The organism is Oceanospirillum multiglobuliferum (genome assembly GCF_900167095.1).
In the GTDB taxonomy this organism is placed as follows: domain Bacteria; phylum Pseudomonadota; class Gammaproteobacteria; order Pseudomonadales; family Halomonadaceae; genus Oceanospirillum; species Oceanospirillum multiglobuliferum.
In genome coordinates this window covers 1-24,279 of the sequence record NZ_FUXG01000013.1, presented here as the reverse complement: position 1 = coordinate 24,279, position 24,279 = coordinate 1, and the positions used below count along the sequence as shown (strand labels likewise).

Sequence of the window (24,279 nt, the reverse complement as noted above, 5' to 3'; positions counted from 1 at the left end):
ACTCCTTATCCTAAAAGGTGGAAGAGTTGGCCGGGTGCTAAATAAATATCAAGCAACTGAGTTAAAGCGAACCAAAACAGCAGAACAAAAGGCAAAGAGGCCCCGAATAAAATCTTTTTACGACGCTCACCTAATACCCAATAGCCCACCGCTAAGAACACCGTGGTAGCAATAATAAAACCGAGCCATTTTAGACCCACGGCATAGAACAACATTAAAGCGATCAGCTGTAGTACGGTTTTCCAATCATAGTCAGGCTTCACATCGGTCATGCAGGTAGCGCGCTGCTGTAGCGCTTGCTCTGAGTTTTGTGCATTGCGTGTTTTTAAAGTACCCACAAGCAAAAGCAGAGAGAGCACAACACCCATTGTTGATAAGGCTAAAGGCAAGGTTTGAGCCGTAAAAGGCTCGTATTCATCTCCCGGATAAGCGGGAATCAGCGTAGCCGAATAAGCGTAACCAGCGGAGAATGCTAGAAAAAGCAGGCTACCAATTAGGTCTTCGCTTAAAGATTTACGTTGGGGCGTAGACATCACAGACTCCAGAACGGGAGCAAAGCTCCCGTATCAAAGGTCAAACAAGCGGTAATAAAAAAACGTCGTGCGGTTAAGCTTGGGCTTATTTCAAAAAGCCCAATTCACGCATCAGGTTGCCCACTTGTTTTTCTTGACGCTCAAGGAATTGACTAAACTCAGTGGTAGGTTTGTACAAGTTGACCCAACCATTACGTGAACGTACCGTTTCCCAAGCGTCTGTTTTGTACATATCGCCCAGTACTTTGGCATATTTCTCAGCCTCTTCACTGCTTGTGCCCGGTGCAGCAAAGAAACCACGCCAGTTTGCAAAAACAGTGTTATTGCCCATCTCTTTTAGTGTTGGCACATCAGGTGCGTCAGATACACGCTCTTCAGCGGTAATCGCTAGAATACGAATCTGACCAGCTTTACTCATCTCTAAGGCTTCGCCTAAACCAGTCGATAGCAGTGCCGTTTCACCTGACAGTAAACCTGCCATCGCTTTACCACCTGCGTCATAGGCCACATAACGTAAGGTACGCGGATCTAAACCTTCTTCTTTAATGGCAGCAGCAGGAATCAAGTGGTCTAAGCTGCCACGGGTTGAACCACCCGCGAATTTCACTTTGGCAGGGTTCTTTTTAAAGTCGCGTACCACTTCACTCCAATGATGGTATGGACTATCTTTACGCACGACTAACGCACCGTAGTCAGCAACAGTGGCGGCAACAGGTACAAGGTCACGGAATGACTGAGGAAACACACCCGTTAAAGAACGAATAATGATGGGCGTTGAGTTAACCATTAAGGTGTTTTTCTGCTGACCAGCAGTTTCAATCAGGTGGGCAATCGCTTTGCCACCACCGCCACCAGATAGGTTTTCAAATGAAATAGTTTCAACTAAACCTGATTTTTTTAAAGCCTCACCTGTTCCACGAGCGGTACCATCCCAGCCGCCCCCTGCACCACCGGGGATTAAAAAGTGAATGCTATCGACCTGTGCGGCATGCGCTGAAAAAGCCCCGCCCAGTAAACCTGCACAAGAAACTGCAAGGGTCAGTTGCATAAAGGCACGGCGAGTGCGAGACACAGCGCGAGTCTGCTGGCTTTTAGCCTGTTGGAAGAGTTTCATAGTCAAAACCTCAGTGTTTATTGTTATTGAGTGTTTTTTGAGTTGCGTTTGTTAGTTCACGGCAAGTAGAACATTCGCTCACTCTAGTGAAGGTTTTGAATGACGAGAAGATTGTGCACTTAAAGGCTTTTTTATGCTTTAAGCGCATTTTGTTCATAAAGTTCACGATGAGATACAGAGAACATCCCAGGTCGCTTGCATAGGATGTGATTGGTATAAATTACCTGCGTCTATCGCTATAATGGCCAAGATCTGATGCGCATTCCCCAAGGCCTGCCATCGTAATACTATTCGCCATCATATTTTCCGTTATCGGTGGCGTAACGAGGGTGGTTATGGAACCTATTTTTGTACCTGATTCTGAACAAGTAAGACGCTGGTTAAACGAAGGTTCAACCACTAACTTTGTCTGTGAACACTGTGACGGCCTACATCTAACTGATTTGCAACAGCTAGACGGCGTACTTGATAGCCGTATTTTTGTTGAATCTGATCATCTGTATATTACCTCTGAGCTTGAAATTAGACCGACGGCGCTATTGCCAATGACAATTGAGCTAAGTCGCATGAATGTTGCTTTTCCTCATATAAAGCTGTTTTTAGAGGTTACAGACGAGTCTCTTCCCAAGCTCATCATCATGGATACGCTGCACACTCGTGCCGGAGTCTCTTTTAGCCAGTTCAGGCACTTTCTACTGACTACGATGGAGACAACACGCCAGCTGGTTACAGACTGTCAAGAGATGGGGATTTTAACTTACCCAGATCAGGGTGAGAGCGAAGAGGATGACGAAAGCGAAAGTGTGTCACTACACTAGTTTCAAGTAAATACGTTATGACCTAAGCACTTATGCAGAGGTTTTACTGCAAAGTGATTCTGATATTTTCCGGCCATAGGCCGGAAAATATCAAAGCGTCGTTGACCAGATACTTAGAACGACAGAGAACCTACTCCAACGGAATTCCCTTACCAACTATCAACTGATAATAGGTGCCAAATCAGGCTGTGAAGGAGGCTCCAGCGGTGTGTCCGGCTCTAGCTCACCCGTGAACGCCTCTACTTGATCAACGACCTCATTTGCATCTTGGCTGAAACGAGCAATGTGGAAGAGCGCTTCGCCTTCATGCACCAATGGTAAATTCACCCGCCCAATAACAACGCCCTCACAAGGAGCTGTTACTTCTACTTCTGTTTCACCTAAAGGGTCTGCCACAACACCAATCACACTACTTTTACTGGTTTTGGCACCCAGTGGCAGCAATGTACGTAAGATACCACTCGCAGGCGAGCGAACCCATAAAGAGTTCAACGCAACCGAAGGCTCCATTGGTACAGTTTTACGCTTGGTTCGGCGAATCATCCCTAATTTACGCATCACATTGACGATGCCATTCATCCCAGCTCGAATACAAACCTCATCAAATCGTAGCGCTTCCCCTGCTTCATAAAGAATCATCGGAATACCTAAGGCTGCGGCCGCACCTCGTAAAGTACCCTCTTTACTTTCTGAGTGCAGAATAACCGGCAAACCAAAAGCACGTGCCATCTCTTCACTGCGACTATCGCTAGGATCAAAACGTATTTGCGGCAAGTTAGCGCGATGACGAGCCCCCGTATGAAGGTCGATACCGTGAGTGGCATGCGATACCACTGAGGCCAAAAAGGTATGCGCCAAACGCGCGGCCAAGGAGCCTTTGGGCGAGCCGGGAAAACTGCGATTCAAATCACGACCATCTGGCAAATAGCGGCTATGTGCCAGAAAACCATGTACGTTAACAATAGGTACTACAATCAATGTACCAGATAGAGACTGTAACTGACGTAGCTTCAATAAACGCCGAATAATCTCAACGCCGTTTAACTCATCACCATGAATCGCTGCCGATACTAATAGTACTGGCCCAGGTCTGCGACCATGTATTACTTGTACTGTCAGTTCAACATCGGCGTTGGTCACCATTGCGGCTACTGGAATACTAAGGGTCTTTTTCTCACCAGGTTTAATGAAGGTTCCATTAATTTCGATTGGTTCTGCTCTCATGCATCTTGCTCCAGCCCTTAACTGTTCATCCAAAGATCAGCGGGCGGCTTATTATTCTGTAATCAATACATCAGGCGACTCAAGGTCGCCTATAGGATAAAGGCATCCGAAGATGCCTTTATGTGCTGGAATATCAGCCATTACCACGCGTTTTAGTATTGTTCGGACGAGCATTTAACTCAATAAATTCAATAATCATGCCCGCAATATCTTTTTTAGTGGCCGTTTCAATCCCTTCTAAACCTGGAGAAGAGTTCACTTCCATCACCAATGGGCCTCGATTAGAGCGTAATAGATCTACCCCTGCCACATTTAAACCCATACACTGCGCTGCCTTTAGTGCAGTGGAACGTTCTGCCGCAGTTAACTTGGTTAAACGAGCAGTGCCACCACGATGCAGGTTTGAACGAAACTCTCCTTCAGCCGCAACACGCTCCATTGCAGCAACCACTTTTTTACCTACAACAAAACAGCGTACATCGGCACCGCCCGCTTCTTTAATGAATTCCTGAACCAAAATATCTGCTTCAAGCTCACGGAAAGCATCAATCACACTTTCCGCAGCTTTGCGTGTTTCCGCCAGTACCACACCCTTACCTTGGGTGCCTTCGGTCAGTTTGATCACCAATGGCGCACCACCTACAAGGTTGATCAAATCTTTTGTGTTATCCATATCATGGGCAAAACCTGTTTTGGGCATTCCAATACCCTTACGGGATAACAACTGCAAAGAACGCAGCTTATCGCGAGAACGCCCCAAAGCGATGGACTCTGTTACCGTATAAGCCCCCATCATTTCAAACTGACGAATCACCGCTAAACCGTAATGGGTAATCGACGCACCAATCCGAGGAATGATGGCATCAAAACCTTCTAACTTTTCACCGTGATACCACACGGCAGGGGAAGATGACGTAATGTCCATGTAGCATTTCAAGGTATCAATCACTTGTACCGTATGCCCTTTTGCCTCACACGCCTCGACCAAACGACGAGTTGAATACAAATTTCCATTTCGTGACAAAATACCAATTTTCATAACTACCCCTTAGGTAATTTAATCAATCTGATGGCTCTGAGGCTTAGACAATGCATAGGATAGATCAGAGTCCACAATAAAGTGTCCGCGTAACGCGGTACGCCCTAACAGCATGCGATAAGCCATGCTTTCGCGATCTGTTAAGGTAATTTCTGCCCGTACAGTTTGGTTACCCAGTAACAGGTCAGTTTCAATCACATAGCGGTCTTCGCTATGACCACCAGAGTCACTCACCTTTCGACGATCTTTAACCTTAGCTTCAACTATTAACTCAGGTGTTTGCTGCTTGCGAATGGGATGTAAACCAAAACGAACCCACTCTTCACCATTTTCTTTCGTAAAAGGCTCAACAAAATAAGCATGTAGTGCAGAGGTTCTCGCTCCGGTGTCAACTTTGGCAATCACTTCATCAACGCCTAAGGCCGGCAGACAGATCGCCTCCCGCCAGCCAACCACCTTCTTTTCTGTCATAACTCAGATTCCGATTATTAAATTTCCGAACGGATACAAGTGCTTAGTAAAATACACGGTCACATTACAACACGTTGGGCTATTTATATAGCGTAACAGGCTTATGGGAATAAAAGAGTTTTTTCGCAAAATAAAGATGAATATCATCATTCAGAAAGAGAGGGTGCGCGGCATTTTAGAGCGCCAAAGTTTGGCGTCAAGAGAAAAGTTGATCACGACACCAAACAGGGTATCGGGCAAATGAGTGTCGCTGCTTCAGTCAAAGTAGAATGCAGAATATCGTTGATATTAATGTAAAACATAAGTGACAAATGCTAAAAAGAGGCCATTCGGCCTCTTTTTAGATTCAAGCACTAACCCAATATTACATATTCGGATAGTTCGGGCCACCCGCGCCTTCCGGTGTCACCCAAGTGATGTTCTGTGACGGATCTTTAATGTCACAGGTTTTGCAGTGTACGCAGTTTTGAGAGTTGATCTGGAAGCGATCAGCTCCTGTTACATCATCCTTCACCACTTCATAAACCCCAGCTGGGCAGAAGCGTTGTGCTGGCTCTGCCCACTTCGGCAGATTGACTTGCAACGGAATGCTGTCGTCTTTCAACTTCAGGTGACAAGGCTGATCTTCTGCATGGTTGGTGTTCGACAGGAACACCGAGGTCAGTTTGTCAAAACTCAAAACACCATCCGGTTTTGGATACTGAATTGGACTTACTGATGCCGCAGGCTTCAACTGGGCATAGTCTTCTTCCGTGTCATGTAGCGTCACTGGAATGCTGAACAGGTTTTGATCCACAAAGTTAAATGCACCGCCCAGCATTGGGCCAAATTTGTGCATCGCAGGGCCAAAGTTACGGCTGCCGTAAAGCTCTTTAAAGGCCCAAGTGCTTTCCCATGCTGCGGTAAATGCGGTTAATTCTTTGCCGCCTTCATCACCACCTTGAATCGCACTGAAAATAGTTTCTGCCGCTACCATGCCAGACTTCATGGCGGTGTGAGTGCCTTTGATTTTTGAGAAGTTCAACGTACCCGCATCACAACCGATCAATAAACCACCCGGGAAGGTCATTTTTGGCAAGCAGTTGTAGCCGCCTTTGGTGATGGCACGCGCACCATAAGACACGCGCTTACCGCCTTCCAGATACTGTTTCAGTACTGGATGGTGTTTCATACGCTGAAACTCATCAAATGGGCTGAGGTGTGGATTGCTGTAGTTCAGGTCGGTAATTAAACCCACTACGACCTGATTGTTTTCTGCGTGATACAGGAAGAAACCACCACTGGCACCGTTTTCAGACAGTGGCCAACCAGAGCCGTGTACCACTAAGCCCGCTTGGTGTTTGGCAGGATCGATGTCCCATAATTCTTTGATACCGATACCGTAATGCTGAGCATCTTTGCCTTCATCCAGTTTGAACTGGCTGATCAACTGCTTACCTAAATGGCCACGGCTACCTTCAGAGAACAGAGTATATTTGGCGCGCAGCTCCATACCCGGCATGAAATCATGCTTCTCGCTGCCATCCGCTGCAACACCCATATCACCTGTGATGATGCCGCGCACGATGCCGTCTTCAATAATCAATTCTGAGGCCGCGAAGCCGGGGAACACTTCTACCCCTAAGTTTTCAGCTTGCTGGGCCAGCCAACGGCAAACATTACCGAGAGAAACAATGTAGTTGCCTTCGTTGTGCATGGTTTTAGGCACAATGGCGTTCGGGAAGGTCTGACTGTTTTCAGCATCTTTCAGCATCACAATCTGATCTTCAGTCACTTCAGTTAGCAGGGGCGCACCTTGTGCTTTCCAGTCAGGTATCAGTTCATTCAGGGCAGAAGGTTCAATAACGGCACCTGATAGAATATGAGCACCGACTTCAGAACCTTTCTCAACCACACAGACCGTCAACTCTTGGCTGGCGTCATTGGCTTGCTGCATTAAACGAATAGCAGCTGAAAGGCCGGCAGGGCCAGCACCGACGATAACAACGTCGAACTCCATCGATTCTCTTTCCACGATCTTCTCCTCAAACAGCACTTTGGCATTTTTTAATTATTCTGCAAGGGTCATTTAAAACGGACGTTTGCTTACGGTCAACCGTTAATTTGTCTTTACCCCTGTTTATAGACTTCAAGGGCTTATTTTTTTCAAATTAAATAGCGAAATAAAACAATAGCCTCTGTTTTATGCAGTGCAGCAAGTATATCCTTAAAAATGTGACTGGTCAGTTTAGAATGGAATTTGACCTAAAGTGAAAAAATAGTCATCATGTTCCAGACAGGTGCAGCAAACGCTTGTTTGAAACGAATTCTGATTAACAGGTCTATTGATCAACCCCAATCGACGATTAGGCCTGCTATCACTAAAGTTGATGTTGGTTCGCTCAAGTCTAATCGTTTAGCGATCGCTTGAATTGATTGTGCGAGCACCAACAATAAATAGCTCGTCCCAGATATATAGAACGAGGAATCTATGAAGGTATTAGTTGCTGTCAAACGAGTCATTGACTACAACGTCAAAATTCGTGTTAAAGCGGACAACACTGACGTTGATCTGACCAATGTGAAAATGGCGATGAATCCATTCTGCGAAATCGCAGTGGAAGAAGCGGTTCGTCTAAAAGAAAAGGGTGTTGCCACTGAAATCGTTGTGGTATCTATCGGTCCTAAAGAAGCTCAAGAGCAATTGCGTACTGCGCTGGCTCTAGGCGCTGATCGCGCTATCCTAGTTGAGACTGCTGACAAGGTAGACTCTCTGGGCGTTGCTAAAATTTTGGCTAAAGTGGTTGCAGATGAACAGCCAGGTCTGGTCATCATGGGCAAACAGTCTATTGATTCAGACAACAACCAAACAGGCCAAATGTTGGGTGCTTTAACTGGCATGCCACAAGGTACTTTTGCCTCTGAAGTGGCGGTTGACGGTGAAAAAGTTAGCGTAACCCGCGAAATCGACGGTGGTTTGCAAACTGTTGCACTGAACCTACCTGCAATTGTGACAACAGACCTACGTCTGAACGAGCCTCGTTACGCGTCTCTGCCTAACATCATGAAGGCTAAGAAAAAGCCTCTAGATGTAAAAACACCAGCTGATTTAGGTGTTGATGTGGCGTCTAAAGTAAAAACCCTGAAAGTTGAAGCGCCAGCAGCACGCAGCGCAGGCATCAAAGTGGGTAGCGTAGACGAGCTAGTTGAAAAACTGAAAAACGAAGCGAAGGTGATCTAATGGGTATCTTAGTTGTAGCTGATCACAATAATGCAAGCCTACTGGGTGCAACCGCTAACACGGTTACAGCAGCTCAGAAAATTGGCGGCGAAATCACAGTTCTGGTTGCTGGAAGCAACTGCGCAGACGCGGCAGCAGAAGCGGCTAAACTGAACGGTGTGAGCAAAGTTTTAGTTGCAGACAACGCTGCTTACGAGCATCTGTTAGCTGAAAACGTTTCTTTATTAGTCGCTGAACTGGGTAAAGATTTTACTCACGTTCTAGCACCAGCAACTTCAAACGGCAAAAACATTTTGCCACGCGTTGCTGCACTGCTTGACGTAGCACAGATCTCTGAAATTATCGCAGTTGAATCTGCGGATACTTTCAAGCGTCCTATCTACGCGGGTAACGCGATTGCAACGATCCAGTCAGAAGATGCGATCAAAGTGATCACTGTACGTGCTACTGGTTTTGATGCCGCAGCAGCCGATGGCAGCGCAAGCATCGAAGCACTGGCAAGCGTTCAAGATGCAGGTAAGTCTGCTTTTGTTGGCGCAGAGCTGGCAAAATCTGATCGTCCAGAACTGACTGCTGCTAAAGTGATCATCTCTGGTGGTCGCGGTATGGGCAACGGTGAGAACTTTGAACTGCTGAACAAAGTAGCTGACAAGCTAGGCGCAGCAGTGGGTGCTTCTCGTGCAGCGGTTGACGCAGGCTTCGTACCAAACGATATGCAAGTAGGTCAAACAGGTAAAATCGTTGCACCTGAACTGTATATCGCGGTAGGTATCTCAGGTGCGATTCAGCACTTGGCGGGTATGAAAGACTCTAAAGTCATTGTTGCGATCAACAAAGACGAAGAAGCGCCAATTTTCCAAGTGGCAGACTATGGTTTAGTGGCTGACCTATTCAGCGCACTGCCAGAGTTGGAAGGCAAACTATAAGTTTTGCTTAAACCACTGGCGTACCCACAAAGGTCAGACTTCGGTCTGGCCTTTGTTTGTTTCTAGGCCTCACATCCCTCGTATCAATCAAATCTGATCAACCCCCCGTTCTTTAGCCCTTATAAGAACAATTCGACAACGCTTAATAGGCACGCTACACCTTAAACTTTTAAAGACTAAGACTGAGCCGAAATGCCATATTGCGCTGTTACGGATCTATCCCAAAAATGGAACCAACTGACGGCTAAAAAAGTCCAGTATAATGCGAATAAAACGACACATAGAAGCTATGTGATCAATGATAGGCTTGGTGATTATGATCATTTAGCTATACGCTCCGTTATCGAACTGAACATATACGAATCAATATATCTAAAACTTTAGATTGAAATAAAACAAGGCGGGAATAAGCGGAAACAAAAAAAGCGCCTTAAGCGCTTGTTTTATATATGATTTCTAAGTGTTTTGGCACCATTTGGAATAACATGAAACAACCAAATGGTGCCCGGAGCCGGAATCGAACCGGCACGGTGTTTCCACCGAGGGATTTTAAGTCCCTTGCGTCTACCTATTTCGCCATCCGGGCAATCTGTCTTAAGAGCATGGAGGCCGAGGTCGGAATCGAACCGGCGTACACGGAGTTGCAGTCCGCTGCATGACCACTCTGCCACCCGGCCATCTCTTAATACATCATCTTACACTTAGTAAGTTTGGAGCGGGAAACGAGGCTCGAACTCGCGACCCCAACCTTGGCAAGGTTGTGCTCTACCACTGAGCTATTCCCGCTGAACTTGGTGCGTATTATATACAAGCTTATGGGGGCGTCAATAGTTTTTTTAAAATAATTTCAAAAAAAATCATGTGCTTAGCTTACATACCTGACTTTAAGTCCGGCCAAGCGGCTTTCAGGTATTGCACCATTGACCAGATGGTTAACACCACCGAAATATAGAGCAAAACCAAGCCAACATAAGCAGTTGTTGTATCCGGTGTTTGGCTCAACAGGATGAAAATAGACAGCATCTGCAACGAGGTTTTGGCCTTGCCGATCATCGAAACAGCAATACTGGCACGTTTACCAAGCTCGGCCATCCACTCTCTTAGCGCTGAGATTACGATTTCTCGACCAATAATAATCAGTGCAGGTATGGTTAATAGCCAGCTAGAGTGCCCCTCTATCAATAAGCCTAGCGCCACACACACCATAAGTTTGTCTGCCACAGGATCTAAAAACGCACCAAAGGCTGTACTTTGGTTTAACTTACGCGCCAGATAACCATCTAACCAATCAGTCCAAGCGGCTAATGCAAAAATACCCGCTGCGTAATATAGATGATCAGCAAAGGGTAAGTAGTACACCAATACAACTAATGGGATACAGGCGATACGTAATGCAGTAAGGATATTCGGTAGTTTCATTTAACGGACTACTGTTCTGGGTGTAAGTGGTTATAAATCTGCTCAGCTAAAGCAGCGCTAATTCCGGGTACTTTTGCGAGCTCTTGAATGCTGGCATTTAAAGCTTCTCGCTGGCCACCAAAAAATCTCAATATCGCTTGTCGACGCTTAGGGCCTATACCTGGGATAGACTCGAAACCGGAGGTTCTACGCGTTTTATCTCGCTTATGACGATGATTGATAATGGCAAAGCGGTGTGACTCATCGCGCACTTGTTCTATTAGGTGTAGCGCTTTTGAATCTGAAGATAAATCAAATACTTGGTCTGTTGTTTCAAGATATAACGTTTCAAAGCCCTGTTTGCGAGTAGTGCCTTTTGATACCGCCAACAAGATAACATCTGTAACAGCTAGCGCTTTGAAAACTTCCTGAGCCTGTTTCAACTGACCTTTGCCACCATCTAAAATCAATATATCTGGCTTTTTGCCCTCTCCTTTTTGTAGGCGCTCGTAACGGCGGGTAAGCGCCTGCTTCATAGCCGCATAGTCATCACCGGCTTGAATCCCTTCGATATTAAACTTGCGATACTCTGACTTAATGGGGCCTTCTTTGCCCATTACAACGCAAGATGCAACGGTTGCTTCGCCTGAACTGTGGCTAATATCGAAGCACTCTAAGCGCTCTGGCTGAAAGTTCAAGCCTAGCACTTGCTTCAATGCTTTAAAGCGCGCCTCAAAGGTGCCTTTTCTAGCAAGATGGCTAATCAGCGCTTGTTCGGCATTGGTTATCGCTAACTGCAACCAACGCGCACGGTAAGCGCGTACCTGATGGCTCACTGTTACGCGTTTTTTATGCAGTAACTGAACTGCATCAATCAAAGGCTGAGGGTCAGAAATCTCCAAATTGGTGATTAATTCCGCAGGAATCTCTCGCCCTTCAGATGCAAGATAGAACTGACTAATAAAAGCCTCTAAAGTTTCATTGTGACTATCGGACAGCTGATCTGTTGGAAAATAGTGACGCGAGCCTAAAACCCGACCTGCGCGTACAAAAAGCACAGATACTGCAATGCCACCAGGACGAGAGGCCAGCGCAAAGACATCTGCATCACCCTGCTCTCCATAAACATATTGTTGCTCTTGAATTTTTCTGAGCTGAATAAGCTGATCCCGCAAATGCGCGGCATTTTCAAAGTTCAATGCTTCAGCCGCTAAATCCATCTTTTGCTGCAACTGCTCTAGTAACTCTGAGCTTTGGCCGCGTAAAAACATTTGTGCAGCGGCTACATCTTTTAAATAGTCTTCTTGTGAAATAATCGCCACGCAAGGCGCAGAGCAACGTGATATTTGATGCTGTAAACAGGGGCGACTACGGTTTTTGAAAAAGTTATCGTCACATTGGCGCAACTTAAAAACCTTGTGCAGCAAGCTTAAAGTCTCTTTAACCGCATTACTGTTAGGATAGGGGCCGTAGTACTGTCCTGCACGCTTCTTTTTACCTCGACTGTATTCAATTTGAGGGTAGTCTGAAGCACTAATAAAAATATAAGGGTATGATTTGTCATCGCGCATCAGAATATTGAAAGGCGGGCGATGATTTTTAATCTGTGTCTGCTCTAACAGCAGCGCTTCAGTTTCACTGCTAGTAACGGTGAACTCTATATGGTGAATCTGCTGAACCAAAGCTTGAGTCTTTCCGCTAAGTCCGCTGCTGCGAAAGTAACTGCTAACCCTGTTCTTAAGGTTCTTAGCCTTACCAATATAGAGCAACTGATTCGACTCATCATACATGCGATATACACCCGGATGGGTGGATAAGCTTTTTAAAAAGGCTTTTGAGTCAAATGCAGTCATGGGCAGGCTAGAATTATAAAGACTCTGTATCAATCAGCTGATGACGAATCGCCATATGAGTTAACTCAACATCACTGGTGATATTCAGTTTCTCAAAAATCCGATAGCGATAAGTGTTCACTGTTTTAGGACTTAAAAACAGTTTATCGGAAATATCGTTTACTTTGTGGCAGTTCACCACCATCAACGCAATCTGTAGCTCCCTGTCAGATAGCACATCGAAAGGATTTTGATTACCGGGCATCATGCGTTTAAGTGCCACTTTTTGTGCCACTTCAGAGCTGATGTAATTTAAGCCTCGGCTGACCTGACGTATCGCCTGTATCATTTCAGCAGGATCAGTACCTTTTGAAAGATAGCCAGATGCCCCTACTTCCATGGCACGCATCGCATAGGTTTCTTCAACCAGTGCCGACAGCGCAATCACTTTGCAATCAGGCTGCATACGTACAATTTTACGGGTTGCCTCTAGGCCACCAATACCCTGCATCTTAATATCCATAAGCACAACATCTGGCTCAATCTCTCTCACCATCTGTACCGCTTCTTCACCACTTCCTACTTCGCCGACAATTTCAATCCAGTCTTCATCAGCCAGCATTTTTGAAACAGCAGCACGAACGATATGGTGATCATCAACAATAAGCAGCTTAACCATGCTGACCTCAACTGGAACAAATATATTCAAAACATAGACTTATAGATAACACTCTGCTGCTACAACTGCAATCTTTAAACCATTAAATAAGTCTAAAATTCAAAACTGTACTTAAGGATAAAAATAGGCTGCATCAAGCACTGTGCCTGCTGCTGAAAGATTATGACTGGCCTATGTCATATTTTCTTAACTTATTCGCAATTGTTGTATGCGACACCCCTAAACGCTTGGCCAGTAAACGGCTACTAGGGTAGTCAGGATATAACGCACTGAGCACTTGTATCTCTACGCGGTCGATAATATTGCCCCAATTACCTGTCAGATCGACCTCACTATTCAACCCTTGGTGTAACGCTGGCAAGCGAATGTGATCAGCCTTAATCTCACGGCCTTCACAAATAGAAACCGCTTGATAGAGCACATTTTCAAGCTGGCGCACGTTACCGGGCCAATGGTAGGTTTTGAGCAACTGTTGAGCACCCTCGCTCAGTTTGGGTAGTTCCGCACCAATTTGTTGGCATGCCCGATCTATAAAGTGAGCGGCCAAACTGATAATGCCCTCTTTACAATTGCGTAATGGAGGAATAGTTAAGGCCAAAACATTCAGACGGTGAAATAGATCTTCGCGGAAAACACCTTGTTCACAAAGCTCCGATAAATCCTTTTGAGTTGCGCAAATCACCCGTACATCGACTTGTATTTCATCATCACTGCCAACACGCCTAAAACAACCATCTTGCAGAAAGCGCAGCAGCTTCACTTGCAGATGAGGGCTCATTTCACCCACTTCATCTAGAAAAATAGTGCCACCGGAGGTGATGTCTAACAAGCCTAGCTTACCTTCAACACGAGCACCCTCAAAAGCACAAGAGGCATAACCAAATAGCTCAGACTCTGCCAAATTATCTGGTAGCGCAGCACAGTTCAGCACCATAAAAGGCGCTCGACCTCTAGGACTGCTCTGATGGCAGGCACGCGCTAGCATCTCTTTGCCCGTACCTGTTTCACCCTGAATCAATAATGGTGCATTTAAAGGGGCCATACGCTTGGCTTCACGAATTAAATTCAGCATCTTAGGTGCTTGAATTTGCAACGCATCAAAACCGTAAGCATCATGCCTATGAATGGAGTACAGCTTGGCACCTAAGCTTTCAACAGGGTGCAAACAAATAACAGCGCCAGCAGGCTCTTTACCTGTCAGCTTATCTTCAAAATAAATCGGGCTGATATCCGCTAAAAAAGCGTCTCCCCTTATCTCTGTGCGCACACCATTTAAACGGCTCTCTAACTTAGGTAATAAAGTTTCAAGATCAAGATTCTTAATGCGCTTGCCTAAAGACATACCCGGCACTTCATCTACACGCACGCCCAGCACCCGCCCAGCGGCAATATTCGCGACAACAACACGTCCATCACTGTCAACAGATAGCACAGGAATATCAAGAGACTGCAATAAAATATCCAATTCAAAGTGACGGCGTTCACTTGGTATTAAATTGATACGCCGCACTTTATAAACCCCTGCGATTTTCTCCAGCCGACTACGCACGCTTTGCAACTGAATATTGAGCATACCGGGCATATACAGATAAATAGCGCTACATTTATCGCCGCCCGCTTCCGCTCTCACCACATTAATACGGAACTCTACAAACACCTCTAGAATGTCGCGCATAATGCCAACGCGGTTCTGGCAGATAATCTCTAATCGCATGGTAGCTTAACCACTCTTTTTGTTTAGACTCACTGTGCAAAATTGACAGCAACGGATGATGTGTCAACTATTCTATACACTGTCTCAGGCAAACTCACATTTAATTGTTCGATCTTGCTATACCTTAATTAAACTGACTTAGGCACAGCTCACCCCTGTGCCTTTCAAACCGCAGTAGCCGTTAGGGTTTTTATCTAAGTATTGCTGATGATATGGCTCTGCAAAATATAATTTATCCGCCAAAGCAATTTCCGTGGTAATGGCGCCAAATCCTGCACTATCTAATTGTTTTTGATAAGCGTCACGGCTCGCTATTGCCAATGCCAAATCTTGCTCTGAATATAAATAAAGTGCTGAGCGGTATTGAGTACCAGTATCATTACCTTGGCGCATACCTTGAGTAGGGTCGTGACGTTGCCAAAACAGCGCCAACAGCTGCTCAAGGCTTTGCTGTTCATCATAAGCCACTGCAACCACCTCTGTATGTCCTGTTAGCCCACTACAAATCTCTTCATAAGTAGCAAAAGGGGTATGACCACCAGCATAACCAACAGCAGTATAAACCACCCCCTGCTGCTGCCAGAACAAACGTTCAGCCCCCCAAAAACAACCCATGCCTAATAGTAAACGCTTAGGGTATTGATCAAACTGGCCTAGATCGCAACCGAATAACCGATGCGGAGGCAGCACAAAGTCATACTCTGCCCTGCCTTTTAATGCTTGCTCCGCATTGGGTAATTGTATTTTTTCGAAATGAAACATAGAGATAACTCCAGTATGATGCAGCGAAGATTAAAACCGAGTAGACATTATGACCTTAACTATCGAAAACAACATGCCTTGCCCTTGCTCATCAGGACAAGAGTATGGTCAATGCTGTGCACCTTATATTGTAGGTGACCAACTTCCAGAGACAGCGGCATTATTAATGCGTTCACGCTATACCGCTTATACACTGGCCAATATTGACTACATCGAACAAACCACCCAACCCAGCATGCGCGCTAAGTATGACTTTACCAATTTAAAAGACTGGGCAGAATCATCTGAGTGGTTAGGACTAACTGTTCACACCGAATCTGAATCTAGCGACCCTAAACTAGCACGCGTGTGCTTCACCGCACGCTATCGTCAAAATGACGTTATTATCAACCATTCTGAAGACTCAGAATTTGTGCTTGAAGACGGGCGCTGGTACTTCGTACATGGTAAGGACTACACGCCACCTTCACAAAAGACGGTAGGCCGCAACGATCCATGCACCTGTGGCAGCGGCAAAAAATATAAAAAGTGCTGTTTGCGTTAATACTTTGATTTTGATGCTAGAAAACTGAAAACGGCCTCAATTCGAGGCCGTTTTGGCTGGTACAGTCTAAGTACTTATTCTGAACAAGCCAATTACACTCCCTATAACCCCATGTCCTCATTTGAAAAAACAGGTCGCATCGTTGACAGAATCTGTTGCCCCCCTAGTCAATAATGATCACAACAGATCAATAGGACAGCGACATGACTACAGATTTCACCCCTTGGTTAGATTGGCTTGATGGACAGCAAGATGAAATGCTGCGTAATACGATTGCGTTGGCAGAGATCAACTCTGGCACTTTTAACGCGCAAGGGGTGAATCAGGTTGGCAAAAAGCTAATCGAGTTGTTTGCGCCTTTAGGCGGCGATGTTGAAATTATTCCTGTTGCACCTTACCAGAATGTAAATGCCAAAGGTGAGGTTGAAGCCCATGCTTTAGGGGATGCGATCCGTATTCGTAAGCGTACCGATGCACCTTTACAAGTATTTTTCTGCGGCCACATGGATACGGTATTTGCCGTCAATCACCCTTTTCAAACTGTGAAATGGCTAGATGACGACACATTAAACGGCCCCGGTGTGGCCGACTTAAAAGGCGGTTTAATGGTGATGTTAAATGCCATTGCGGCTTTAGAGCGTAGCCCTTGGGCGGAGAAGATCGGTTGGGAGATTCTGTTTAATCCTGACGAAGAGATTGGTTCTCAAGGCTCTGCGCCGTTAATTGCAGATGCTGCCAAACGTGTGCATTTAGGCATGATCTACGAGCCAAGTTTCCCCGATGGTAATTTAGCGGGTGAGCGTAAAGGCAGCGGCAATTTCAGTGTGGTGATTAAAGGCCGCGCCGCACACGCAGGCCGTGAACATCATTTGGGTCGTAATGCCATTCGTGCCATGTGCGATTTTATCTCTGCACTCGATGACCTAAACGGTAAACGTGAAGGGGTCACCATTAACCCCGGCTTTATCGAGGGCGGTGGTGCGGTCAATATCGTGCCTGATCTGTGTATCTCTCGTTTCAACATTCGGTTAGAACGTCCTGAAGATGAACGCTGGTGTCAAAACAAACTGGCCGACTTGGTGGCGCGTATTCATGCCCGAGAAGGGATTTTGATTGAACTACACGGCGGTTTTACTCGCAAGCCCAAAGTACTAAGCCCTGCCAATTTGAAGCTATTTGAACTGGCACAAGCCTGCGGTAAAGACTTAGGTATGCAGCTACAATGGCTGCCTACGGGCGGTTGCTGCGATGGTAATAATTTGGCTGCGGCAGGCATTCCCAATATTGACACTTTGGGTGTGCAAGGCGGCAAAATTCACTCTGCGGATGAGTATGTCAAAGTCAGCAGTCTGAGTCAGCGGGCGAAATTGAGCGCACTTATGCTGATGAAGCTGGCGGCAAGTGATGACCTAAGCTGGTTGGAGCCTTAATCATGTTTCTACTTCGCCCTTTGACATTCAACGACCTGCAAGGTTTAGAACGCCTTGCTGTGATCTCTGGCGGCAGCATGACTACGCTGCCCAATAACCGTGATCACCTAAGCCATTTGATCAATAGCACCCGCCAATCTTTGCGCAAGGCTGTAACAGCCCCTGCACAAGAGAGTTATCACTTTGTTCTAGAAAACTCCAGTACAGGTGAAATTATTGGCGTGTCAGGGGTTGAAGCTGCCGTTGGTTTAGAAACACCGTTTTACAGCTATCGTATTGATGAGGTGGTTCATGCCTCTGGCGAGTTGCAAATTCACAACCGTATTCCAGCGTTACACTTGTGCCAAGATTACACAGGGGCTTCACGCCTTTGTACTTTGTTTTTAGACAAGGCACACCGCCAAGAAAGCAATCTGCACTTGTTATCCCGTGCGCGCATGTTGTTTATGGCCGCTCACCCTGAGCGTTTTGCGTCAAGAGTGATGGTTGAGCTGCAAGGAATTGCCGACGACAACAACCAGTCTCCATTTTGGGAGTGCCTAGGTCGTCACTTTTTCAATATGGATTTCAATAAAGCTAATTACCTGACAGGTATTAACTCAAAAGGCTTTATTGCCGATCTTATGCCCCACTATCCAGTTTATGTGCCGTTACTAAGCAAAGAGGCTCAAGCGGCATTGGGTAAACCACGTGAAGATATGCAGGCTGTTAGCGATCTGTTAGAAGCTGAAGGCTTTGTCTACCGCAAATACGTCGATATTTTTGATGCGGGGCCAAGCTTAGAGGCGCGCGTTGATAATATACGCACCGTTAGTCAAAGCCAGCAGGTTGAAGTACAAATTGCAGCTCTTGATACCAGCACAGCCCCTTTAGCGTTGATCAGTAACGACGGTTTAGAAAACTACCGTTGTTTGATTGCACCACTTGATGCATCACAACCCACCCTCACACCAGAACAAGCACAGGCGCTACAACTTGATGGGCGTTCAATGGTACGGGTGGTTTGGTTGTAAACCGATAAAAGCGGGCGTCAGGATAAGATAAACCATTCTGACATCGCTCAACTTCTATAATCCAAAGAGATGAATACAAACACTGGCCTAGTAGAGGCGTCGCCTAACTACGTCTAAAAATAAATCAGACTGTGTTCAACAGCATAAAAATGGAGTGATCCCAACAATGATGGTCGTTCGCCCAATTAAAGCCGATGATTATGCCGCTCTGCGTGAGCTGGCGCGTAAAACAGGCCCCGGCTTCACCTCTTTACAAGACAATGACAAACAAGTGGCCGCCAAACTGGAAACTGCTTTGCTGGCTTTTACGGCCAATCCGGCTCCAAAGGAGGCGCTGTACCTTTTTGTCATGGAAGACACTGAAACGAAAGAAGTGGTCGGCATCTCCGGCATTTATTCGGCGGTGGGTTTAACAGAACCTTGGTACAACTATCGTGTCGGCACACTGGTTCACGCCTCTCGTGAACTCAAGGTGTATAACAAAATCAACACCTTAACAATCACCAATGACCACACGGGCTATTCTGAGCTGTGCACACTGTTTCTCAGCCCTGATGCACGTTATGGCCGCAATGGCGCTTTGCTGTCGAAGTCTCGCTTTATGTTTATGGCAGAGTTTCCTAAGCGCTTTAACGAGCACTTAATCGCAGAGATGCGCGGTTACTCTGATGAAAATGGTGTATCGCCTTTTTGGGAGGGGCTAGGCCGTCATTTCTTCTCTTTAGACTTTGCCGAAGCTGACAAAATATCCTCAATGGACAAAGTGTTTATTGCAGAGCTGATGCCGCAAAACACCATCTACACCAACTTGTTGCCTCAAGCAGCACAGGACGCCATCGGCAAAACCCATGAAGCAACCACACCTGCTCGCAAACTATTAGAAAGCGAAGGTATGCGCTACACCGGATACATCGACATCTTTGATGGCGGCCCTACTTTAGAGTGTCGCACCGATGATATTCGCACCATTCGCAAAAGTGATTACGTCAAAGTCAGCATTATTGACGACGCGCCAGAAGGCGGTCTGTATATGATCAGTACCACCGACTTTAATAACTTCCGCTGCTGCCTATCTGCTATCGAATTGGTGGGTAAACATGTGATTGGCCTACCTCAAGCAGTTGCGGATGCACTTAACATTACTGAGGGCACCACCGTTCGGATTGCACCTCTATCCTCAGGAAGGAGATTTTAGAATGACCACGACTTTGTTTATCAACGGCGAATGGTTGGCTGGAGAAGGGCCTGCATTTCAATCAGTTAACCCTGCAACGGGCGAAGTAGTTTGGCAAGGTCAAGCCGCCGCTCCGGCTCAGGTTGAGCGGGCAGTAAACGCGGCTCGCAGCGCCAGCACTGAATGGGCTTTACTGGGTTTTGAAGCCCGTACCGCTATTGTGCGCCGCTTCGGTGAGCTATTGGCTGCCAATAAAGAAGAGCTGGCAACTATTATCGCCACAGAAACGGGCAAGCCGCTATGGGAAACCCGCACGGAAGTGGCGGCGATGATGGGCAAAATTGAGATCTCAATCAACGCTTATAACGAACGTACAGGCGAACGCAGCAGCGATATGGCGGGTGCTCGTGCAGTGTTACGTCATAAGCCGCATGGCGTTGTTGCAGTATTTGGCCCTTATAACTTCCCAGGACACTTGCCAAATGGGCATATTGTACCTGCGCTATTAGCAGGTAATACGGTGGTTTTAAAGCCAAGCGAACTGACGCCTCATATAGCACAACGTATGGTAGAGCTTTGGCATGAGGCAGGCCTGCCAGCAGGTGTCTTGAACCTCGTACAAGGCGAAAAAGAAACCGGTATTGCGTTAGCAGCAAACCCTGATCTGGACGGCTTGTTCTTCACGGGCAGCCCACGTACAGGTCATCTGTTACATGAGCAATTTGCAGGTCAACCAGGCAAAATTCTGGCCTTAGAAATGGGCGGTAATAACCCACTGATTGTTGATGAAGTGGCCGACATTAAAGCCGCCGTGCACGAAACCATTCAATCCGCTTATATTACTTCGGGTCAACGCTGCACTTGTGCACGCCGCTTGTATGTGCCTGTTGGTGAGTGGGGCGACCGTTATTTGGCGCAACTGAAGCAAGCTGTTAGCCAAATCAAAATTGGCGGTCAGTTTGACGAGCCGGCACCCTTTATGGGCAGCTTGATCTCTGAAGCCGCAGCCGATGGCATGGTGGCCGCGCAACAACGCCTACTGGACATGGGTGCTAGCTCATTATTAACGCTAGAAAAACTACAAGCAGGCCGAGGTTTTGTTTCGCCTGGCTTAATTGATGTCACTGCGATTACAGAAACGCTACCAGATGAAGAGTATTTCGGCCCTCTGCTGCAAGTGACCCGTTACAGTGACTTTGATGAGGCGATCCGTTTGGCCAACAAGACCAAGTTCGGCTTGTCGTCAGGCTTGTTCAGCGATGATGAAGCCCGCTTCAACTATTTCTACGACCGCATCCGTGCGGGGATCGTGAACTGGAACAAACAGCTAACAGGTGCCTCTAGTGCTGCGCCATTTGGCGGTGTTGGTGCCAGTGGTAATCATCGTGCCAGTGCTTATTATGCCGCAGACTATTGCGCCTACCCAGTTGCGGGTATTGAAGCCTCAGCCTTGGCCTTGCCTGAAACTTTTGCCCCCGGTCTAACGCTAGACTAATAGACAAGCGATTGGAGAGTGCGAATGAAAGCATTTGAAGCGAATTTTGATGGTTTAGTCGGCCCAACTCACAACTACAGTGGCTTGTCTTTTGGCAATGTGGCGTCACAAAGTAACGAAGCATTGGCGTCTAATCCTAAATTAGCGGCCTTGCAGGGCTTAGCCAAAATGAAAGCCCTGCACGACATGGGCTTAGTGCAAGGGGTATTAGCGCCACAAGAGCGGCCTGACATTAACACTTTGCGCCGCTTGGGTTTTACGGGCAGTGATGCAGAGGTGCTAGCCAGCGCAGCAAAAGACGCCCCTCGTATTTTGGCGGCTTGCTGCTCAGCCTCTAGTATGTGGACGGCTAATGCAGCCACGGTTTCACCGAGCGCAGATACGGCAGATGGTAAGGTACATTTTACCCCTGCCAATCTTACCAATAAGTTTCACCGCTCTATTGAGCACGAAACCACGGGGCGCATTTTGCAGGCCACCTTCAGTGACAAAGCTCACTTTACTCATCATGGCGCACTACCCAGCGTAGAACACTTTGGTGACGAAGGTGCAGCCAATCACACTCGTTTCTGCCATAACTATGGCGATACAGGGGTTGAGTTTTTTGTCTATGGCCGTAGTGCGTTTGACAACAATCGTCCTGCGCCAAAACGCTATCCCGCCCGTCACACACTAGAAGCTTCTGAGGCCGTGGCACGCATTCATGGTTTAAGTGCAAACCAAGTGGTTTACGCACAACAAAACCCTGAAGTAATAGACCAAGGGGTTTTTCACAATGATGTAATCGCCGTGGGCAACCGCAACACCTTGTTCTGCCATGAGCTAGCTTTTGTTGACCAAACACAGGTTAAACAAGAGTTGAGCCAAAAGTTAGGCGGTCAGTTTAATATCATTGAAGTGCCAAACAACCGCGTAACAGTACAAGATGCGGTCACCAGCTATCTGTTTAACAGCCAATTGCTAAGCCTGACCGATGGCCGCACCTTGCTAGTGATTCCAGATGAATGCCGTCAAAACCCTGCGGTTTGGCAGTATTTAACCGAGCTACGTGATGGCAGCAGCCCAATTGACGACCTACAGGTTTTCGACTTGAAACAAAGTATGTGCAATGGTGGCGGGCCTGCCTGTTTGCGTTTGCGCGTAGTGTTAAATGATGCTGAACTACAGGCATTTAACCAATCGACTCGCATGAGTGAGACACTGTTTAAGAGTCTAAACAACTGGGTAGAGCGTCACTATCGCGACCGTTTAACAGAGGCAGATCTAGCCGATCCTCAATTGCTAATTGAATCTCGCACGGCTTTAGACGAACTAACGCGCATTTTGAATTTAGGCTCGGTGTATCCGTTCCAAATTTAGCCATTAGCGCATATCAAAAAACACAAACCCGTTACTATAGGTTTGTGTTTTTTTGATTTATCGCCCTATCAATAGAGCAAAGCAATTACACTCTGATAAAAACGAGCAACCAAAGAAAAGAACTGTTGTATCTAACTAATTGATAGTGTTAAGATTACGCACGTTGTTTGAAGCGCTATAGCGCACAAGCAAATTATGGAGGCCCTCGTCGGTCCCCTCGCAACGGAAACTTGTGAACCTGGTCAGGCCCGGAAGGGAGCAGCCACAGCAAGCGGATCGTGTGCCGAGGTGTGGCTGGCGGGGGCTTCCGCCTTTATAGACTCGACAAAACCCACCAAAATCCCAACCTTTCTGCACCGCCAAATATCTAAGCTATACTTGTAGCATCAAACAGGTGAGCAGGATTATCCAATGGGAATAAAGAAATCTGCCCTGATATTATTACTCTGGCTGTGCTCAATTGCATCAAGCGCTAGCAGTGACAACCTAGCGATAGCGACACAAAACAATCCTATAGGCAAAGTACTTCGAGTCGCATTCAGCGCGTGGGAACCATTCAGAATCGCAACCCAAGGCGAGTTTAAAGGTATAGACATCGACCTGCTAAACCAACTCGCTCAAATGCAAGGGCTAAAAATACAATACATACAATGCCCTTGGGCACGCTGCTTACTGATGATGCAGACTGGAGAACTAGACTTAATGACAGGGATCGCTTGGCGAGAAGAGCGGGCGCAATATATTCACTACCTTTCACCCCCTTATTATCACTGCAACACGCGCTTTTATATTCGAAACGAAGATAAAGCAAAGTTGCAACAGAGCAGCGATCTTTACAATCTTAGAATAGGCATGGTGAGGGGTTCTGCTTACTACTTTGAATTTGATAACGATACCAAACTTAACAAGCATATCGTAACTCAAGAAAACACTTTACTGTTTTTGTTGAGCGCCAAACGCATCGACACTTATATTGGAACAGATTGCCAAGCAGATTATGAACTTAGCTTGAGCCGCTGGCACAACCAATTCACCAAGGCTGCTTTTGAACCTGAAAATAGCACGCTTCTATACTTAGGTATTTCTAAAAAATCGCCTTTTTATAAGCAAGAACAATTGTTTAATCAGAGCATAGAGCAAATTATTAATAACGGCTTTTTTTCAAAGGTACAACAACAGTACTATCAAACTTCACCATAGCTTTTACTGCTTAGCGGCAAATTCTGAGTGCAACACCTAATCCAATATCGGGTAAGGTGTTGTTATGACATACAAAGAACTCAACATAGAAGAGCGTGCCACTATTCAAATTGGCCTGCTTCACAATCTCAGTCTGCGAAGTATTGCTCGCCTACTTGATCGAAGCCCCTCAACAATCAGTCGAGAGATTCGTCGTAACCAGCTTGCCGATGGCCTATACGAAGCACCTAAGGCTCAAGCCAACCGTCAGGCTCGAAGAGTAGGCTGTCGACCAGTGAAAAAGCTTGCTCAGGGTAATGAACTGTTTGACCTCGTGATTTTGATGCTGCGTCAG

The 24,279-nt window shown here is 46.4% G+C and carries 23 protein-coding genes, 3 tRNA genes and 1 other RNA gene; 12 read left to right on the top strand and 15 right to left on the bottom strand.

Features of this window, described 5'->3' with window-relative positions:
* Positions 1-5: 5 nt before the first annotated feature.
* Together B5D26_RS10030 and B5D26_RS10025 are read right to left on the bottom strand one after the other, a co-directional pair.
* The gene (locus B5D26_RS10030) at positions 6-533 is read right to left on the bottom strand and encodes a tripartite tricarboxylate transporter TctB family protein (RefSeq protein ID WP_078745603.1); all 528 of its coding nucleotides are present in this window, start codon (positions 531-533) and stop codon (positions 6-8) included.
* 85 nt (positions 534-618) lie between these two features.
* Complete coding sequence (locus B5D26_RS10025) at positions 619-1,581, bottom strand: tripartite tricarboxylate transporter substrate binding protein (RefSeq protein ID WP_078745690.1); 963 nt, start codon at positions 1,579-1,581, stop codon at positions 619-621.
* Between the two features lie 401 nt (positions 1,582-1,982).
* Here B5D26_RS10025 and B5D26_RS10020 point away from each other — a divergent pair, with 401 nt between their 5' ends.
* A complete protein-coding gene (locus B5D26_RS10020) occupies positions 1,983-2,465 on the top strand; it encodes a YbjN domain-containing protein (protein ID WP_078745602.1) in 483 nt (160 codons plus the stop codon).
* 159 nt (positions 2,466-2,624) lie between these two features.
* Here the strand turns inward: B5D26_RS10020 and B5D26_RS10015 are convergent, their stop codons facing one another.
* From B5D26_RS10015 to B5D26_RS10000, 4 genes are all read right to left on the bottom strand, one after another.
* Positions 2,625-3,689 carry a succinylglutamate desuccinylase/aspartoacylase family protein gene (locus B5D26_RS10015; RefSeq protein ID WP_078745601.1) on the bottom strand — a complete coding sequence of 355 codons (1,065 nt, stop codon included), beginning with the start codon at positions 3,687-3,689 and terminating at the stop codon, positions 2,625-2,627.
* Positions 3,690-3,822: 133 nt separating this feature from the next.
* Positions 3,823-4,728 carry a 30S ribosomal protein S6--L-glutamate ligase gene (rimK, locus tag B5D26_RS10010; RefSeq protein ID WP_078745600.1) on the bottom strand — a complete coding sequence of 302 codons (906 nt, stop codon included), beginning with the start codon at positions 4,726-4,728 and terminating at the stop codon, positions 3,823-3,825.
* Positions 4,729-4,746: 18 nt separating this feature from the next.
* Positions 4,747-5,199, bottom strand: coding sequence for an ATP-dependent zinc protease family protein (locus B5D26_RS10005; protein ID WP_078745599.1), 453 nt, complete (start codon positions 5,197-5,199; stop codon positions 4,747-4,749).
* 364 nt (positions 5,200-5,563) lie between these two features.
* The gene (locus tag B5D26_RS10000; RefSeq protein WP_078745598.1) at positions 5,564-7,198 is read right to left on the bottom strand and encodes an electron transfer flavoprotein-ubiquinone oxidoreductase; all 1,635 of its coding nucleotides are present in this window, start codon (positions 7,196-7,198) and stop codon (positions 5,564-5,566) included.
* 471 nt (positions 7,199-7,669) lie between these two features.
* Between B5D26_RS10000 and B5D26_RS09995 the strand changes: the two genes are divergently transcribed.
* Positions 7,670-8,419 (top strand): electron transfer flavoprotein subunit beta/FixA family protein, encoded by a 750-nt coding sequence (locus tag B5D26_RS09995; RefSeq protein ID WP_078745597.1) that lies wholly within the window; start codon positions 7,670-7,672, stop codon positions 8,417-8,419.
* On the top strand, positions 8,419-9,345 hold the full coding sequence (locus B5D26_RS09990) for an electron transfer flavoprotein subunit alpha/FixB family protein (RefSeq protein WP_078745596.1): 927 nt from the start codon (positions 8,419-8,421) through the stop codon (positions 9,343-9,345). The genes B5D26_RS09995 and B5D26_RS09990 overlap by 1 nt, the downstream gene beginning before the upstream one ends.
* 499 nt (positions 9,346-9,844) lie before the next feature.
* Here B5D26_RS09990 and B5D26_RS09985 read toward each other — a convergent pair.
* The 8 genes from B5D26_RS09985 to msrA form a co-directional block, all read right to left on the bottom strand.
* A tRNA-Leu gene (locus B5D26_RS09985) sits at positions 9,845-9,931 on the bottom strand.
* A gap of 17 nt (positions 9,932-9,948) precedes the next feature.
* Positions 9,949-10,022, bottom strand: a tRNA-Cys gene (locus B5D26_RS09980).
* A gap of 34 nt (positions 10,023-10,056) precedes the next feature.
* Positions 10,057-10,131, bottom strand: a tRNA-Gly gene (locus B5D26_RS09975).
* An 84-nt stretch (positions 10,132-10,215) separates the two neighbouring features.
* Positions 10,216-10,764: a CDP-diacylglycerol--glycerol-3-phosphate 3-phosphatidyltransferase gene (pgsA, locus tag B5D26_RS09970; RefSeq protein WP_078745595.1), complete on the bottom strand. Its 549-nt coding sequence runs from the start codon at positions 10,762-10,764 to the stop codon at positions 10,216-10,218.
* An 8-nt stretch (positions 10,765-10,772) separates the two neighbouring features.
* On the bottom strand, positions 10,773-12,596 hold the full coding sequence (gene uvrC / locus B5D26_RS09965) for an excinuclease ABC subunit UvrC (RefSeq protein WP_078745594.1): 1,824 nt from the start codon (positions 12,594-12,596) through the stop codon (positions 10,773-10,775).
* 13 nt (positions 12,597-12,609) lie between these two features.
* Positions 12,610-13,254: a UvrY/SirA/GacA family response regulator transcription factor gene (gene uvrY, locus B5D26_RS09960; protein WP_078745593.1), complete on the bottom strand. Its 645-nt coding sequence runs from the start codon at positions 13,252-13,254 to the stop codon at positions 12,610-12,612.
* A gap of 160 nt (positions 13,255-13,414) precedes the next feature.
* Positions 13,415-14,968 (bottom strand): sigma-54-dependent transcriptional regulator, encoded by a 1,554-nt coding sequence (locus tag B5D26_RS09955; protein WP_078745592.1) that lies wholly within the window; start codon positions 14,966-14,968, stop codon positions 13,415-13,417.
* 138 nt (positions 14,969-15,106) lie between these two features.
* On the bottom strand, positions 15,107-15,730 hold the full coding sequence (gene msrA, locus B5D26_RS09950; RefSeq protein ID WP_200810657.1) for a peptide-methionine (S)-S-oxide reductase MsrA: 624 nt from the start codon (positions 15,728-15,730) through the stop codon (positions 15,107-15,109).
* Between the two features lie 49 nt (positions 15,731-15,779).
* Here msrA and B5D26_RS09945 point away from each other — a divergent pair, with 49 nt between their 5' ends.
* The 7 genes from B5D26_RS09945 (at position 15,780) to ffs (ending at position 23,048) form a co-directional block, all read left to right on the top strand.
* Positions 15,780-16,274 carry a YchJ family protein gene (locus B5D26_RS09945; RefSeq protein ID WP_078745590.1) on the top strand — a complete coding sequence of 165 codons (495 nt, stop codon included), beginning with the start codon at positions 15,780-15,782 and terminating at the stop codon, positions 16,272-16,274.
* Between the two features lie 203 nt (positions 16,275-16,477).
* The gene (locus B5D26_RS09940) at positions 16,478-17,704 is read left to right on the top strand and encodes a hydrolase (RefSeq protein WP_078745589.1); all 1,227 of its coding nucleotides are present in this window, start codon (positions 16,478-16,480) and stop codon (positions 17,702-17,704) included.
* Between the two features lie 2 nt (positions 17,705-17,706).
* Positions 17,707-18,717, top strand: coding sequence for an arginine N-succinyltransferase (gene astA / locus B5D26_RS09935; protein ID WP_078745588.1), 1,011 nt, complete (start codon positions 17,707-17,709; stop codon positions 18,715-18,717).
* Between the two features lie 166 nt (positions 18,718-18,883).
* Positions 18,884-19,912: an arginine N-succinyltransferase gene (gene astA / locus B5D26_RS09930; protein ID WP_078745587.1), complete on the top strand. Its 1,029-nt coding sequence runs from the start codon at positions 18,884-18,886 to the stop codon at positions 19,910-19,912.
* A gap of 1 nt (position 19,913) precedes the next feature.
* The gene (astD, locus tag B5D26_RS09925; RefSeq protein WP_078745586.1) at positions 19,914-21,386 is read left to right on the top strand and encodes a succinylglutamate-semialdehyde dehydrogenase; all 1,473 of its coding nucleotides are present in this window, start codon (positions 19,914-19,916) and stop codon (positions 21,384-21,386) included.
* 24 nt (positions 21,387-21,410) lie between these two features.
* The gene (gene astB, locus B5D26_RS09920) at positions 21,411-22,745 is read left to right on the top strand and encodes an N-succinylarginine dihydrolase (RefSeq protein WP_078745585.1); all 1,335 of its coding nucleotides are present in this window, start codon (positions 21,411-21,413) and stop codon (positions 22,743-22,745) included.
* Positions 22,746-22,951: 206 nt separating this feature from the next.
* Positions 22,952-23,048: signal recognition particle sRNA small type (gene ffs / locus B5D26_RS09915), an RNA gene on the top strand.
* A gap of 101 nt (positions 23,049-23,149) precedes the next feature.
* On the opposite strand, the gene B5D26_RS16430 is transcribed toward ffs, so the two are convergent.
* Positions 23,150-23,341, bottom strand: a complete 192-nt coding sequence (locus tag B5D26_RS16430; protein ID WP_234985272.1) for a hypothetical protein — start codon at positions 23,339-23,341, stop codon at positions 23,150-23,152.
* On the opposite strand from B5D26_RS16430, the gene B5D26_RS09910 reads away from it, so the two are divergent.
* Together B5D26_RS09910 and B5D26_RS09905 are read left to right on the top strand one after the other, a co-directional pair.
* Entirely contained in the window at positions 23,259-23,945 is a 687-nt protein-coding gene (locus tag B5D26_RS09910; protein WP_234985271.1) for a substrate-binding periplasmic protein, read from the top strand. The two genes, B5D26_RS16430 and B5D26_RS09910, sit on opposite strands and share 83 nt — an antisense overlap.
* Positions 23,946-24,009: 64 nt before the next feature.
* Positions 24,010-24,279, top strand: a 270-nt coding sequence (locus B5D26_RS09905; RefSeq protein WP_143833113.1) for a helix-turn-helix domain-containing protein, incomplete at its 3' end; no start/stop codon positions are given.

Coding starts and splice junctions, on each gene's coding strand:
- uvrY (WP_078745593.1), bottom strand. CDS start 13,254: ATGGTTAAGCTGCTTATTGTTGATGATCACCATATCGTTCGTGCTGCT.
- astB (WP_078745585.1), top strand. CDS start 21,411: ATGAAAGCATTTGAAGCGAATTTTGATGGTTTAGTCGGCCCAACTCAC.
- B5D26_RS09945 (WP_078745590.1), top strand. CDS start 15,780: ATGACCTTAACTATCGAAAACAACATGCCTTGCCCTTGCTCATCAGGA.
- B5D26_RS10000 (WP_078745598.1), bottom strand. CDS start 7,198: ATGGAGTTCGACGTTGTTATCGTCGGTGCTGGCCCTGCCGGCCTTTCA.
- B5D26_RS10005 (WP_078745599.1), bottom strand. CDS start 5,199: ATGACAGAAAAGAAGGTGGTTGGCTGGCGGGAGGCGATCTGTCTGCCG.
- B5D26_RS09955 (WP_078745592.1), bottom strand. CDS start 14,968: ATGCGATTAGAGATTATCTGCCAGAACCGCGTTGGCATTATGCGCGAC.
- B5D26_RS10025 (WP_078745690.1), bottom strand. CDS start 1,581: ATGCAACTGACCCTTGCAGTTTCTTGTGCAGGTTTACTGGGCGGGGCT.
- B5D26_RS09995 (WP_078745597.1), top strand. CDS start 7,670: ATGAAGGTATTAGTTGCTGTCAAACGAGTCATTGACTACAACGTCAAA.
- astA (WP_078745587.1), top strand. CDS start 18,884: ATGATGGTCGTTCGCCCAATTAAAGCCGATGATTATGCCGCTCTGCGT.
- rimK (WP_078745600.1), bottom strand. CDS start 4,728: ATGAAAATTGGTATTTTGTCACGAAATGGAAATTTGTATTCAACTCGT.
- astD (WP_078745586.1), top strand. CDS start 19,914: ATGACCACGACTTTGTTTATCAACGGCGAATGGTTGGCTGGAGAAGGG.
- pgsA (WP_078745595.1), bottom strand. CDS start 10,764: ATGAAACTACCGAATATCCTTACTGCATTACGTATCGCCTGTATCCCA.
- B5D26_RS10020 (WP_078745602.1), top strand. CDS start 1,983: ATGGAACCTATTTTTGTACCTGATTCTGAACAAGTAAGACGCTGGTTA.
- B5D26_RS10030 (WP_078745603.1), bottom strand. CDS start 533: ATGTCTACGCCCCAACGTAAATCTTTAAGCGAAGACCTAATTGGTAGC.
- B5D26_RS10015 (WP_078745601.1), bottom strand. CDS start 3,689: ATGAGAGCAGAACCAATCGAAATTAATGGAACCTTCATTAAACCTGGT.
- B5D26_RS09940 (WP_078745589.1), top strand. CDS start 16,478: ATGACTACAGATTTCACCCCTTGGTTAGATTGGCTTGATGGACAGCAA.
- astA (WP_078745588.1), top strand. CDS start 17,707: ATGTTTCTACTTCGCCCTTTGACATTCAACGACCTGCAAGGTTTAGAA.
- msrA (WP_200810657.1), bottom strand. CDS start 15,730: ATGTTTCATTTCGAAAAAATACAATTACCCAATGCGGAGCAAGCATTA.
- B5D26_RS09990 (WP_078745596.1), top strand. CDS start 8,419: ATGGGTATCTTAGTTGTAGCTGATCACAATAATGCAAGCCTACTGGGT.
- uvrC (WP_078745594.1), bottom strand. CDS start 12,596: ATGACTGCATTTGACTCAAAAGCCTTTTTAAAAAGCTTATCCACCCAT.
- B5D26_RS16430 (WP_234985272.1), bottom strand. CDS start 23,341: ATGTCTATACCTTTAAACTCGCCTTGGGTTGCGATTCTGAATGGTTCC.